General features: G+C 37.0%; 13 protein-coding genes. 8 read left to right on the top strand and 5 right to left on the bottom strand.

What is annotated here, in order from left to right:
* The first annotated feature begins 96 nt into the window (after positions 1-96).
* From AEA09_RS09440 to AEA09_RS09425, 4 genes are all read left to right on the top strand, one after another.
* A complete protein-coding gene (locus tag AEA09_RS09440; RefSeq protein WP_053583590.1) occupies positions 97-1,491 on the top strand; it encodes a Mur ligase family protein in 1,395 nt (464 codons plus the stop codon).
* 124 nt (positions 1,492-1,615) lie between these two features.
* A complete protein-coding gene (locus AEA09_RS09435) occupies positions 1,616-2,056 on the top strand; it encodes a hypothetical protein (RefSeq protein ID WP_053583589.1) in 441 nt (146 codons plus the stop codon).
* Positions 2,057-2,119: 63 nt separating this feature from the next.
* Entirely contained in the window at positions 2,120-3,412 is a 1,293-nt protein-coding gene (locus AEA09_RS09430) for a YheC/YheD family protein (RefSeq protein ID WP_053583588.1), read from the top strand.
* Between the two features lie 65 nt (positions 3,413-3,477).
* Positions 3,478-4,866 carry a UDP-N-acetylmuramoyl-tripeptide--D-alanyl-D-alanine ligase gene (locus tag AEA09_RS09425; protein ID WP_053583587.1) on the top strand — a complete coding sequence of 463 codons (1,389 nt, stop codon included), beginning with the start codon at positions 3,478-3,480 and terminating at the stop codon, positions 4,864-4,866.
* 58 nt (positions 4,867-4,924) lie between these two features.
* On the opposite strand, the gene AEA09_RS09420 is transcribed toward AEA09_RS09425, so the two are convergent.
* A complete protein-coding gene (locus AEA09_RS09420; RefSeq protein ID WP_053583586.1) occupies positions 4,925-6,271 on the bottom strand; it encodes a C40 family peptidase in 1,347 nt (448 codons plus the stop codon).
* A 594-nt stretch (positions 6,272-6,865) separates the two neighbouring features.
* Between AEA09_RS09420 and AEA09_RS09415 the strand changes: the two genes are divergently transcribed.
* Positions 6,866-8,557, top strand: a complete 1,692-nt coding sequence (locus AEA09_RS09415; RefSeq protein ID WP_053583585.1) for a methyl-accepting chemotaxis protein — start codon at positions 6,866-6,868, stop codon at positions 8,555-8,557.
* A 494-nt stretch (positions 8,558-9,051) separates the two neighbouring features.
* On the top strand, positions 9,052-10,746 hold the full coding sequence (locus tag AEA09_RS09410) for a methyl-accepting chemotaxis protein (protein WP_053583584.1): 1,695 nt from the start codon (positions 9,052-9,054) through the stop codon (positions 10,744-10,746).
* 89 nt (positions 10,747-10,835) lie between these two features.
* On the opposite strand, the gene AEA09_RS20475 is transcribed toward AEA09_RS09410, so the two are convergent.
* From AEA09_RS20475 to AEA09_RS09395, 4 genes are all read right to left on the bottom strand, one after another.
* Positions 10,836-10,988 carry a DUF5367 family protein gene (locus AEA09_RS20475; RefSeq protein WP_281176712.1) on the bottom strand — a complete coding sequence of 51 codons (153 nt, stop codon included), beginning with the start codon at positions 10,986-10,988 and terminating at the stop codon, positions 10,836-10,838.
* Positions 10,979-11,113: a hypothetical protein gene (locus tag AEA09_RS20470; protein WP_281176744.1), complete on the bottom strand. Its 135-nt coding sequence runs from the start codon at positions 11,111-11,113 to the stop codon at positions 10,979-10,981. Before AEA09_RS20470 ends, AEA09_RS20475 begins: the two co-directional genes overlap by 10 nt.
* A gap of 122 nt (positions 11,114-11,235) precedes the next feature.
* Positions 11,236-11,805, bottom strand: coding sequence for a TetR/AcrR family transcriptional regulator (locus AEA09_RS09400; RefSeq protein WP_053583583.1), 570 nt, complete (start codon positions 11,803-11,805; stop codon positions 11,236-11,238).
* Between the two features lie 74 nt (positions 11,806-11,879).
* Positions 11,880-12,686 carry an SDR family NAD(P)-dependent oxidoreductase gene (locus AEA09_RS09395; protein ID WP_053583582.1) on the bottom strand — a complete coding sequence of 269 codons (807 nt, stop codon included), beginning with the start codon at positions 12,684-12,686 and terminating at the stop codon, positions 11,880-11,882.
* Positions 12,687-12,788: 102 nt separating this feature from the next.
* Between AEA09_RS09395 and AEA09_RS20300 the strand changes: the two genes are divergently transcribed.
* Both AEA09_RS20300 and AEA09_RS09385 read left to right on the top strand, forming a co-directional pair.
* Positions 12,789-12,917 carry a tautomerase family protein gene (locus AEA09_RS20300; RefSeq protein WP_245622822.1) on the top strand — a complete coding sequence of 43 codons (129 nt, stop codon included), beginning with the start codon at positions 12,789-12,791 and terminating at the stop codon, positions 12,915-12,917.
* Positions 12,918-13,006: 89 nt separating this feature from the next.
* The gene (locus AEA09_RS09385; RefSeq protein ID WP_053583581.1) at positions 13,007-13,615 is read left to right on the top strand and encodes an FMN-binding negative transcriptional regulator; all 609 of its coding nucleotides are present in this window, start codon (positions 13,007-13,009) and stop codon (positions 13,613-13,615) included.
* Positions 13,616-13,681 lie beyond the last annotated feature (66 nt).

The raw sequence follows: 13,681 nt of genomic DNA, 5'->3' as shown, positions 1-13,681 counted from the left end.
CTAAGAAATAGCTTTCTTCTGGTTATGTATCATGTTTTCATCCAATCAACTTTTCTTGAGGTACATATAATAGAAAAGAAAGGAGAGTGAATTGATATGAAGCCACTTTCGGTGAAGAATTTAACAGCCATTATTGCAGGTAAAGCGGTGCAAGGGTCGGATGAAGTATTGATTCAGTACGGCGCATATCGACTAAAACAAGTAAAAAAGCCAAATACCGCCCTTTTTACAAATAAACGAATAGTAAACTGGAAAAGTCTTGAACCGCTTTCCCCTCTAATCCTTGTAACAGATTGGCCTTATAGTCAAAATGAGATTCCTAAACATGTGATAGTCATAATAGTAGCGGATGCGGATGAGGCCTACTGGAAGTTTGTACATTATTACCGGAGTCAATTTAATATACCTATTGTTGCTATTACTGGTACTTCTGGGAAAACAACGACAAAGGAGATGATTAAACATATTCTTTCCGCTGATAAAAAAGTGATGGCAACTACTCTAAGCAGTAATTCCCGAACGGCTTCTTTGCAATATTTACTCGGCATTGAGGATGATACCGAAGCCGCCGTCTTTGAAACAGCTGTTGGGTCACCGGGGGATGTAAGTAATGCAGGTAAGTATTTCAAACCGACAATCGGGATTATTACCAATATAGGGGCTCATCATTTAAATTACTGCAAAACATTGGAGGGCTACATCGAAGCCAAAGGAGAAATGGTGGACATTGTTCATCCCACCGGATCATTAATTCTCAATGCGGATGATGTTAATACAAAACAAGTTGATTTGTCGAAATTTCGAGGGCATATTATGAAAATTGGTAAGGATGCATCCTGTGATTTTCGAGCAAGTCATATTCGCTACGGTCAAAATGGTATGCAATTTACGATTCATCATAAAACGACCAACCATGAAATAGTTGTACCTGGATTTGGTGAGCATCAAGTATATAATGCACTTGCTGCCATTGCAGCTGTTTTTGAAATGGGTGTATCAATACCGGCAGCGGCTAAACAATTGCGAACATATCGGCAATTGAATAAGCAACTACAACTATTTGAAGGCATTAATCACTCGATTTTATTAGATGATACTTGGAGTATCACGACCACTTCCTTAGAAGCCGCATTGAAGGTATTAAATTCGCTTGGTGATGGTAAAAAAAAGGTGGCGGTTATTGGAACAATCACAGATTTAGGGTCTTGGGGATATACAATTCATGAGCAAGCGGGTGAGTTAATCCATCGCATTGGGGTTGATGTGCTAATTACTATTGGAGAGCATGCACGCATTATGGCAGATCATGCAGTTAAATTAGGCTTTAATGCACCTGTTTATTCATTTAAAAGTAATACCCTCGTTTATCAGTTATTAGATGATATAGTGGACGAAAATACAATAGTGCTCATTAAAGGGGATATGTACAGTAAACAAATTTTCGACTTAGCGGCAGAATTGAAGATAAAGCCCTCACTCCCCTCTGAATAGGATGTCATTCAAAGGGGTTTTTTAATAGTAAGGTAACAATCTATTACTACGTGATAAATACTGTGCCACACAAGTTGGCTCGATAATATAGTGTAATAATCTACTAGAAAGGAGGGGGAAACATATGGGAGTTATATGTCCTTGTGGTGTAACTGTAGATGCGTGTGCGGAAAATAAGCCTGTTAAGTTTCATAAGGTTTGGAAAAAGGTTAAAGGTAATTTAACATACAAAGCCAATATATGTGTAACTACACTACCGTCTTCTACGCTGTCCTTAAGATTTGAAGATATAGACACACCAGATCGATTCAGCTTCTTATTTACAGCAAATTGCATCACCTCAATTACATGTAATAAGGAACGGTATCACTGTACAGTAACAGTTAAAGGTACAGGAACAGTTGGAATGATGGAATATCCTTTTGAAGCAGTCTTTTTAGATCAAGTGTCGCAATCAGCGAATGATATTGTTCAAAGTTTTGTTATTAAAGGGTTCTTTAACCAAAAATGTGCTGTCCAAGTTCCACAAGGTTCCATTGTGGCTTTAGGCTGTCAGGAAATGTAATAGTAAAGGACCTTTCAGTTGGAAATGGCTGAGAGGTTTTCTATATCGAGGAGGAAGGGAGAAATGAAAGTAAGCCGTGGCAGGTTTGCGCAATATAAAATATTAGCAGCAGACAAAAGATTACGAAAGCATCTTATCGAAACTTTCCTATTTTCAAAGAAATCGTTAGCTACCATACTGGATGCAAATAACGAGCAAATTGTCATTAAAGCGGCTTTTGGTCCAGAGGAACTTAAAGTATATCGTGAAAATAATGTTTACTATATTCAATCAAGTGACGACGATTTGACAGTACCTAATTTAGAAGCATTATATGCGGCACTGCAAAAAAAACTGGAACAGCGATACTATATACTTCAAAAATCCCCTGTAGCTAAAAAAACATTTCGATATTTTTTGACGATGCACAGAAAGACATCACAATCAAAATGGAATATAGCCTCGGAAACGAAGCAATCACGAACTATTTTAGATGCACTTGTTGCTAAAATCTATTGTAAGAAAATACAACAGGTAGTTACACTCGCAGCCGAAAAACTAGGGGAAGTATATCCTAATTGCCACACAATCGTAATCGAGGTTGGGTATGATTGGAGGGGGCGAATTTGGATTTACGATACGATTCTTCACTTACCAAACAGTAAATGGAGTCAATATTATGCTCTTAGGACTGAACGTAAACTTCGAAATTATTTGCCTCACACAGATTTGCTTACCCATACAACGTTTAACTATTTCTTAGAACGCTATAAAGTCATTATTCTAAAGCCTTGCATCGGTCAACATGGCGTAGGTGTTATTCAAATTAGTAAAAGAAGTACATCTGTTTATGAGATTCACTCCGGTATGCGGAAGATGTTGAAACCAAGCTTAGATGAGGCTTTTTACTATATAAATCAGAAATATTTATCCCGAAAATATTATATTGTGCAGCAGAGGATTCCGTTAGCTACCATCAGCGATTGTCCTATGGATGTAAGGGTCGTAACACAAAAAATTAATGGTATATGGAAAGTTACCGGTAAACTCGTGAAAGTCGCTGGAAATGACTTTGTTATTACGAACGCTGCCCAAAAATTATTAACCTTAAATCAGTCCATACAGGATGCTAAGATTTTACGTATATATTTAAAACCTTTCGACGTTCGACTAGACGGGATTTGCTTGCAGGCTTCAAAACGTCTTGATGAAAATTATGCACAGCTAGATATCATAGGCTTTGACGTGGGCATGACCAAGATTGGAGCGCTCTGGATAATTGAAGGAAATACTGTCCCAGATATTGGGATGTTTGATAGCTTAGAAGATAAAGCTATGTATAAAACGATAGTGAATGCTAGAAATGCGGAAGGATAGGACGTTGACGACCCAATCGTCCAGAAATCGCATTTCATATTATACTGAAAGGGGGCGGAATTTTCGTGCAATCTATACAAGTGAGGGATATTAAGAAATTACTGCAAGGGGAACTATTGAACGGTTCTGAGCTATGGTCTGTCAATCATGCAATCTTTTATAATCGGCATGATCTGACGCAAAGTAATTCACTCATGTTTGTTAGTCGAAACGATGAAATAAATTGGCAAGAAATCGATGATAAGGGACCATCTCTTGTCATTTCAGATAAGTCTTCAACTGAGCTAGGAAATGCGCTTGCCAATACGACTGTACTTCGAGTGAAAAGTATTATGCAAGCATATTGGAAGTTTATCAAATACTACAGGGGCCTTTTTCAAATACCTGTCGTCGCATTAACCGGTACATGTGGGAAAACAACGACGAAAGAAATGATTAAACATATAGTTAGTAAGGAATGGAATGTTCAAGCATCTATTAGTAGTAAAAATGAACCGCGTCAATCCTTACCCTATCTGACAGGTATTGATAAGACAACAAAAGCTGCTGTATTCGAACTAGGTCTGGGCAATACAGGGAATATTAAACATCAATGCATGATTTACCAGCCTACAATTGGCATCATTACGAATATCGGAGTGCATCATTTAGATGGATGTGGAAATCTTGATGGTTATATAAAGGCGAAGTCGGAAATATTAGAAGGACTAACGAAGGACGGTACTTTAATCATCAATGCTGATGATGCAAATACAAAAAAATTACCTATGCATAAGTTTAAAGGGAAAATTATTACCATTGGTGTACAGGAACAAGCAGACTACAAAGCCTCTCGTATCCAATTCATGAACAGCGGGATGAGATTTGTACTTCAAGTATCGGATGAAAAGTATCATGTTTTTGTGCCTGGATACGGCGAACACCAAGTATACAATGCACTAGCAGCTATCGCTGCTGTAAAAGAAATGGGCATGTCAATTAGAAATGCCATCTCCCGTTTAAGGATATTCAAACAGATGGCAAGGCATCTAGAGTTTTCATCCGGTCTTGGTGGAAGTACCATTATAGATGATACATGGACAAATAATCCAACATCTGTTGAAGCAGCCTTGAAGGTTTTGGATACGATAGGAAAAGAGAAAAAAGTAATTCTTGTATTAGGGGATATTAAGCGGTTGGGTAATTTTGAAGAAAAGTATCATCGTGAGATTGGCACGATGGTCGCACAAAGAAATATTCATACGCTTATTACAATTGGAACAAGGGCAGAAAATATAGCCAATCAAGCGATGAAAGATGGAACAAAGGCAGAGGTTCATATTTTTAAAGATGTAACAGGCGTTTTAGATGAACTTAAACCAAAGCTGGATCGTGATACGATTGTACTTATAAAGGGCCCTATGTCTAGTAAATCCATGATTGAATTCGCTAGTATCTTAAAAGATCTAAAATAGGGCATGAAAAAAGAAGCATCCTCTTCATGAAGATTGGATGCTTCTTTTGCTCTGTTTCCTATTTGATAACTCGGCGTGCCGAAACATAGTTTTGTTTCGCCCATGTTGAATTTATGCTTTGTTTGACTACATTATTAGATGTCATACTAATATATTGATTGCCACCAATATAAATGCCTGTTTGGGTGATTTGTTTTCCCCCATTATTAGTTGAGAATAAAAGGAGATCTCCTTTTTGCAACTGTGTTTTTTGCACAGCTGTTCCGACTAATGCCTGTCTGCTCGCTAATTTATCCTTTAAATCAATTCCGTGCTGTTTATAGACATAGTAGGTAAATCCTGCACTTGTAAATGTGAGCGATTTTTCGTCATATGAATAGCCAAATTTTGCTTTGCCCATCAAACCTGTGGCAGTCGTGACAATTTTATCGGCAGCGGCTGTTGACGAGCTGACAGGAGGAGTTGAATTTACTGAAGTAACGCGTTTTGCTGTAATATAACGCTCATTATAATAGTCAACCATTAGTACTCTTGTAATAATGCCATCTGAATTTGGCACCATGATACGATGATCTCCCATATAGATACCTACAAGAGAAGGGGTTTTAGAGCCCTTTGAACTACCAAAGAACACTAAATCTCCTTTTTTCAGATTCGCACGTGAAACCGTCGTTCCAAGATTCATTTGCTCTTTTAAGTTCGTTGTACCAAGTTGTACGCCACTCTTACGATATACATACTCTACAAAGCCAGGGGCCGTAAAACGTAAATTCTGTTCACTATTAGTAGAGCTTATTGTTACTTTGTTTTTATAAGTATAGGCGTTTTGAACAATTGTATCGCCTTTCGTGGCAGGATTAGCTGAAAGTAATGTAGGTAATACTCTTCGTGCACCTACATAATTTTGTGTATAATACGGCTTGCTACTTAAATCAGAAATGACGATGTTTTGCTTGGAGTCAGCCATGTGTATAATTTTGTTGTCACCAATATACATACCTACATGATCAGGATCAGTTCCTGTTGTTTTACTCTTAAAGAAGAGCAAATCCCCTTTTTGTAGTTGGTTTTTCGCAACAGCTGTCCCTTGTTGGATCATATAATTTTCATTATAAGTCGCAAGATCTACACCGTTTTTCTCGAAAATGTACATTAAAAATGAAGCACAAGAAAATTTGTACGGATAAGTAGGCTTGTACTCTGTATTACTATATGTCGCCTTACCTATTAAGCTTTTCCCAGTTTGAATTAGTTGCTCCGCTTTTGCAGCAACGGCTTGATCGTTATTTTGTACATTTGTTGTTGCAGCCTCTACTGTTATTGGTTGAAATGTTGCCTGAGTCATTCCCAGTGTACTAAAACCAATTGTTAGAGCTAATGTAGTTTTTAAAAGTTGTTTATTCATGTTGTATAACCTCCTGTAACTTAACTACAAGAGTAATAGTAGCATGGAAAAGTGTAGATTCTTGTAGGTAAATGTTTCCTCATACCGTTTGAAAGAGGCTTGAAAGCTTGGTATAAAAGGTTTTGTCGGTGGTATTTACAGTTTGATTACAAATGTTGCAGTTTGACTATTCATTTTTGCAATATAGTTGCAGGCAGAACGTAAGCTTACAACTGTTCATATTTTAGTTTCTATTTTTAAAAAGTAACCATAAATCTATTTATCCATATAATAGATGTGATATATTACTAATATATAGACTTTAGTTAATTTCATAAATAGTTTTTCTAGGAAAAATCACGAACATTTCAGTGGAGCGGAAGGCGGCGACTCCAGCGGGAAAAGCAAGCAAACCGAGACCCTGGACTGAGCGTAGCGAGGGAAGCGACTCGGTGGTTGCCCGCGGAAAGCGTCCGCCTGTAGCGTAACGATGCGAACGAACATATTTTTTATCTTGGCAATGTTCGTATTCCTTGATGAATATACGAATTATGAAATTGATTCACTTAAATTATTTTTGAGAAATAGTATTTAATTAAAAGGGAGGAAGGAAAGTTGCAATTATTTCGTTTTAAATCTATACGTGCTAAGATTTTGAGTGCGTTTTTAATTGTAGTAGTAATGATTGCGGTGTTTAATACAAATAATACATTTTCAAATAAAAAGATTGTGACTGCTTCGAAGGAGATTACCGAAGTGGAATTGCCGCTATTAATTGCAAGTGAGGAGCTAGCTTCGTCGATACATATTCGTACATCCGCGGCGAAAAGCTATGTGATGACTGGGGATCCACAGTATAAGGATACGTTTAATGAATACATAAAAATTGCAGATGGAAATATTAAAATTATTAAGGAAATGTCTAATTCATCAGAGTTTGAATCACTTGTAAATGAGGCAATTACGTGGCGGGAATTTATCGAAACAGATGTGTTCCAAGTGTATGACAAAGGACAGGTTGAGCAAGCAGTCACAAACATGAATAAGGCAGATATTGATGCGCTAGATATACAAAACGGGTATGGGAAATTGGCAGAGGAGCGCAAGCAAAATATTAGTGAGTTTGGTGAAGGGTTAGTATCACAAAGTCGTAAGTCTCAAATCATCGGTATGCTTTTAGGTGGATTTGTAACGTTGTTTGCATTAATTCTTGCCTTTACGACGGCTCGTAATATTTCTCTACCTGTGAAAAAGGTTATTACCTATATCACAAAAATGGCGGAGGGTGATATCTCACAAGAGCCTCTTAAGGCGAAGTTACAGGATGAAATCGGCACACTTATGACATCCACGAATCATTTGAATGAGCGACTTCAAACAATTATTGGTTCCTTACAAACTGTGTCAGAGAACGTGGCAAGTAGTAGTGAAGAATTAGCGCAGTCAGCCCTTGAAGTGAAATCCGGTTCGACACAAATTGCACTTACGATGCAGGAGTTAGCAGAAGGATCGGAATCTCAAGCAAGTAATTCCAGTGATTTAGCAGTGATGATGGATTCCTTTATCGTCAATGTGAATGAGGCAACAAAAGAGGGAGTAGATCTACAGTCCCATTCGAAAAATGTTCAGCAATTAACTGCTGCAGGGCAGGGTTTAATGAACTCTTCAACAGAGCAAATGCATGCGATCGACCGTATCGTTAAAGAGTCTGTTATAAAAGTAGAAGGGCTAAGTGAACAGTCAAAAGAAATTACAAGACTTGTCTCAGTTATTGATGGCATTGCGAACCAAACAAATTTACTGGCACTAAATGCAGCGATTGAAGCGGCCCGTGCAGGGGAGCATGGGAAAGGCTTTGCGGTTGTGGCGGATGAGGTAAGGAAACTTGCAGAACAAGTATCGTTATCCGTGATAGATATTTCAACAATCGTATCAGGCATTCAAACTGAGACAGTTGGCGTAACAACTTCTCTTCAAGCTGGTTATGAGGAAGTAAAACGCGGTACGGCGCAAATTACGTACACAGGTGAGACTTTCGAGAATATTTCTGGGGCAGTGAATAACATGTTTGCCAATATCGAAACCATTTCAGGTAACTTACATGGTATCGCTGAAACCACTACAAAAATTAACCAGGCGATTGATGAGATTGCTGCAATTTCTGAACAATCAGCAGCTGGTGTACAGGAAACGTCTGCTACTATTGAAGAAACGGCAAGCACGATGGAAGAAGTGGCAAGAAGTACAGATGTGCTCGCTGAAATGGCAGAGCAGATGAATGAGCAGGTAAGACAATTTAAATTATAAAAAGTGATGCAAAGGACAAATTTAGACCTTTGCATTTTTAATTTTTATGCCTACTTTAAAAGTATTATTTGAAGAATTCAGTGACATAGTTTTTATATTATCTATAAAGTGATGGATGTTATCTAGTTGCAATAAGTTAAATTACATATTATGGGGATAAAATAAATGAATTTTTATTTTCTGCACGTATTCGTTTTCTTGAGTAAATATATTATTGGAATAGTAATATCAAATAAAGATGAAAAAGTGATGTTATTATTTGATTATGTTACTAATCATGAATATTTAAGCATGTTATTGTCGGCTTTATTTATTGAAAATTGCGAATGAAATGTACATATAGAGTTATGTTAGGAATATGGAATAGATGCTATATTTATTTTTGGGAATGCAAATGAAACTATTCAAATAATATTGTGAGGTTAATTTTATATATTTTTTAGTAATGAATTGAGTTGATTTCACGAAGAAAAAGTAAGGAAGTGGTAAGTATTATGTTACAGAAACTTAAGTTCAAAACAATTAGGGCAAAGATATTGAGTGCATTTTTTGTTGTCGTATTTTTAATAGGATTTTTTAATTCTTATAACTATGCAGCAAATAGACAAGTGATTTCTACTAGTAAAGACATTGTGGAACAAGAATTACAGTTATTATCTGCAAATGAAAAACTTGCTTCCGCGATAAGTGTCCGGACAACTGCCGCAAAAAGTTATGTGTTAACAGGCGAAGAAAAGCATAAAGATGAATTTCATAAATACACAGAGATTGCTGAAGAAAATAATGCAATACTAAGCAAATTATCAAACAATGAAAAATTAGCAATTATAGTAGAGAAAGCAAGGGAATGGCGAGAATTTGTACAAACGGATGTATTTGATGAGTACGATAAGGGAAATGTAGAGCTGGCGATTCAAAATTTAAATTCAATGGACGATCTTGCTGCAGAGGTGAGAGAAGGTTATGAAGGGTTAGCCCAGTTAAGAGAAGATAATATTAGTGAGCTTGGGAAGGATATGATAGCCCAGACTAATATTTCTATGAAAGTTAGCATATACATGGGGACTCTAATAACTATACTTGCCATTTTAATCGCCTTTGTTTCAGCTAAATTAATTGCTAATCCAATTAAAGCTGTAATACATAAAATTTCAGCAATGGCAGAAGGTGATATTAGCCAACCGCCTCTACCTGAAAAATTGCAGGACGAGATTGGGATTCTTATGAAATCTACTAATACAATGAATAGTAAGCTTCATGAAATATTAAGTTCTATTAATGATGTTTCTGAAAACGTCGCTGCAAATAGTGAAGAGTTAGCGCAATCAGCAGTTGAAGTGAAAACGGGTGCAGAACAAATTGCCGTAACAATGCTAGAAATAGCTGATGGGTCCGAATCACAGGCAAACAATGCAAGCGACTTAGCACAAATTATCGAAAACTTTAAAGTCAATGTACAACAAGCAACGAATGAGGGCACGGATTTAGAAGGACACTCCAAAGAAGTATTACAATTAACAACAGCTGGTCAACAATTAATGAATTCATCAACGCAACAAATGTTTGCGATTGATCGCATTGTCCAAGAGGCTGTTTCGAAGGTTGAGGGCTTAAATTCACAATCACAGGAAATTTCAAAACTAGTATCCGTGATTGATAATATTGCGAACCAAACAAATCTGCTGGCACTAAATGCTGCGATTGAAGCAGCAAGAGCAGGAGAACATGGTAAAGGCTTTGCCGTTGTGGCGGATGAGGTACGCAAGCTGGCTGAGCAAGTATCGTTTTCAGTAACAGATATTTCGTCTATTGTAACTCGAATCCAAACCGAGACAGTCGGCGTTACATCTTCACTTCAAATGGGCTACGAGGAAGTTAAAAAAGGAACTGAGCAAATTACTGATACTAGCGGAACTTTCGGAGATATTGCAACAGCAGTTAATAGTATGTTTAGCAATATTCAAGGCATTACCGGAAATCTTCAAGGTATCGCGGCAACAACGGAGCAAATCAATCATGCTATTGATGAAATTGCAGCCGTTTCTGAACAATCAGCTGCAGGTGTGCAAGAGACATCAGCGACAATTGAGGAAACAGTAGGTACGATGGAAGAAATAGCGAATAGTACTGAGCAATTAGCAATAATGGCGGAAAATCTAAATCATCAAGTACAAAAATTTAAGCTATAAAAGTATTTTGTGGATGTTAATCAAATCTAATCTAAAAGTCTTCGTATCAATTAAGATACGAAGACTTTTTCTAAGAATACTCAATCTATTTACAGTAGTTTCTTTCGATCTTTGGTAAAACCCATTAGGAGAATAAGAGCATACGCCAATAAGAGCCAAGATGCAAAATAACGATCTAATTCAGCAGGCAAATTTATATAGATTTTATCGAAAAATAATAGCACTACTGCATCTATGAGCATACCGGGTAGTGCAATACAGATTGCAGCTTGAAGACGTTTTGTTCCTCCTCTAATTTTTTAAATGAAAAAATAGGGGTTGTCAATATCCAGATAAGCGGAATGACTAAAATATATGAAGAAATCATTAGCATAGGCCGTTCGAGTACAAAAAAATATTGCCCAGCAAACCTAAAGAGGGCGCTTGCGGATATCCAAACAACAAAGCCCCATAGTAAAAAGAAGCGCATCGAATTTTCTCCTTCGCAAATTATTTTCCTAATTGATAAAGGGTAAGAAGAATTTTCTCCAATTCATTGTAAAAAGAATCTTCATGGAAATCGTCACACATGACAATTTGCAAGGCTATCCCATCAATAAGCGCGTTAACAAAGGTACTCCATGTTGCTATTGATACACCTTCTATCGGGGATTTCCCCCATAACTTCGTAAGTACATTAAACAACCTTTCATTTTCATTCTCTAAAATTCGTCCTATTTGTTGTTTAATTGGTGGATTGTTAAACCCGAGTACAACCAATGTGAAAAATAACTGATAAAAATCTTTATTTTCATAACGATTTTTCGCAGATTGGAGTGCTGATTGAATTAGTTGCTGATCATCTTTTAATAGCTCATCCCAAGTATTTTCACAAATCGATTGAATGATTTCTAGTAAAATTTGCTCCTTCGTTTTGAAATGGTAGTAGATGGTTCCTTGTGTTACACCTGCTTGTTCTGCAACAGCTTTCAATGTGAATTTTTCAATGCCCTTATCCACCAAACATTGCTTGGCAGCTGCTAATAAATTGCCTTTTGCCACACCAGTAGGTTTTGCCATATCATCGCCTCTTTTCTTATTAGTTAGTTGGATAACTAACTCTTGTTAAAAAAATTAACATAAATTCTTTTCTATCAGATAACTTTGGAAGCGCCATTAGGTTGTTTTTTCAATGTAACTGCTGCAATGATCAACTGTATTATCCTTCTCGGTAATAAATTTGCCGCCAATAAGAGAAACCTATATCGTTTGCCAGGGATATTTAAAGATTTTTTCTTTGCAAGGGAATTATAAGAAATCGCAGCGACCTTTTCTGGTTGAACACCGACTAGATTTACTAGTTCACCAAGTTGTGCCATGTCACCATTCGTTGCGAAATTTGTTTTTGTAGGCCCAGGACAAATAGCTGTTACAGCAAAATCACCTTTGTTCCGGAGTTCTGTGTTTAATGCCTCTGAAAAAAATAACACATAGGCTTTCGTTGCACCGTATACTGCCATGCTTGGTGTAGCAATAAAAGAAGAAATGGAGGCAATATTCATAATACGGCCATAGCCGTTATGAATCATATCCTGTAAGCACAAGTGAGTGAGCTGTGTAAGTGTTGTAATATTCAACTGAATCATGCGAAGCTGCTCTTGTTCGGGTAATTGGTGAAAATGACCTTGCAGTCCGGCACCTGCATTATTTATGAGCACATCAATTTGTAGATTTGCTGCCTTTATTTCATGATAGAGTTGCTGAGCTGCATCAATGTGAGATAAGTCTTTCTCAATAATCATCACTTCAGTTTGTTGACCAAGTTCTGTTTGCACTTCAAGTAGCTTTTGACGATTACGTGCAACCAAAATAAGTTTATTGCCTTTTGCCGCAAAGATTTTCGCTAGTTCGTAGCCAATGCCTTCGCTAGCACCTGTTAGTAGAACTGTCCGATTTTTCATATTTGTCTCCTTTTTTCGTGTGATAAATTTAATATCGGATTATTTATCTGAATATTTATAAAAGTTAAAATGTATTATAAGAAGTAAGAGAGGGGAGGATATATGCCGATTATTACGGTGGAAATGGCGAAAGGTCGAACAATTGTGCAAAAGCAACAGTTTGTGGCAAGTGTTACGAGAGAAGTTGTACAAACATTCAATGTAAAAGAGGGGGGGCACTGTCATTTTTAATGAATATGAAAGAGAAAAGTGGGCTTCAGGTGATGAACTTCATGCTGTAAAATTTGGTGACGGCTGTAAGAAAAAGGGAGTGGGATAATATGTACATACCGAAAGCATTTAAAGAAACAGACAGAGAAAAATTGATAAATTTTATAGAGCAAAATAGTTTTGGCGTATTATTTTCGCAAATAAACGATGCGCCGTTTGCAACGCATTTGCCGTTTGTAGTTGAACAGGATTGTTTGGTGAGTCATTTCGCTAAAGCAAATCCACATTGGCAACTACTCGATGGGCAACAGGTTTTAGTGGTCTTCCATGGTCCACATGCCTATATTTCGCCCACATGGTATAAGGAAGAAAATACAGTGCCTACATGGAATTACACGGCAGTCCACGTAATAGGGAAGGTCAAAATTGTAAAAGATATTGAGCGTCTGCAAGAAATACTGGAAAAGACCACTCATTTTAATGAGCAATTTGAGCCGAATCCATGGAAGGGTAATTTTGATGTTAAAGCTATTAATGGCATGATGAACGGGATTGTTGGTGTCGAAGTACTTATTGAAACAATTGAAGGGAAATGGAAAATGAATCAGCATCACCCTGTGCAACGTCAGCAAAATGCAATTGAAGGGTTAATGCAATCACCGCAAATATATGCTAAACAAGTAGCAAATTTAATGAAAAAAAATATAGAAAATTTTTGAATGAAGAGTCAATTGAATGGTCGGAGGAACAACATTTCTATAAAAAATAATTATTTATACTTTTCT

The sequence above is a fragment of the Lysinibacillus contaminans genome, from assembly GCF_001278945.1.
Classification (GTDB): domain Bacteria; phylum Bacillota; class Bacilli; order Bacillales_A; family Planococcaceae; genus Lysinibacillus; species Lysinibacillus contaminans.
This window is presented reverse-complemented; position numbering and strand designations above follow the sequence as displayed.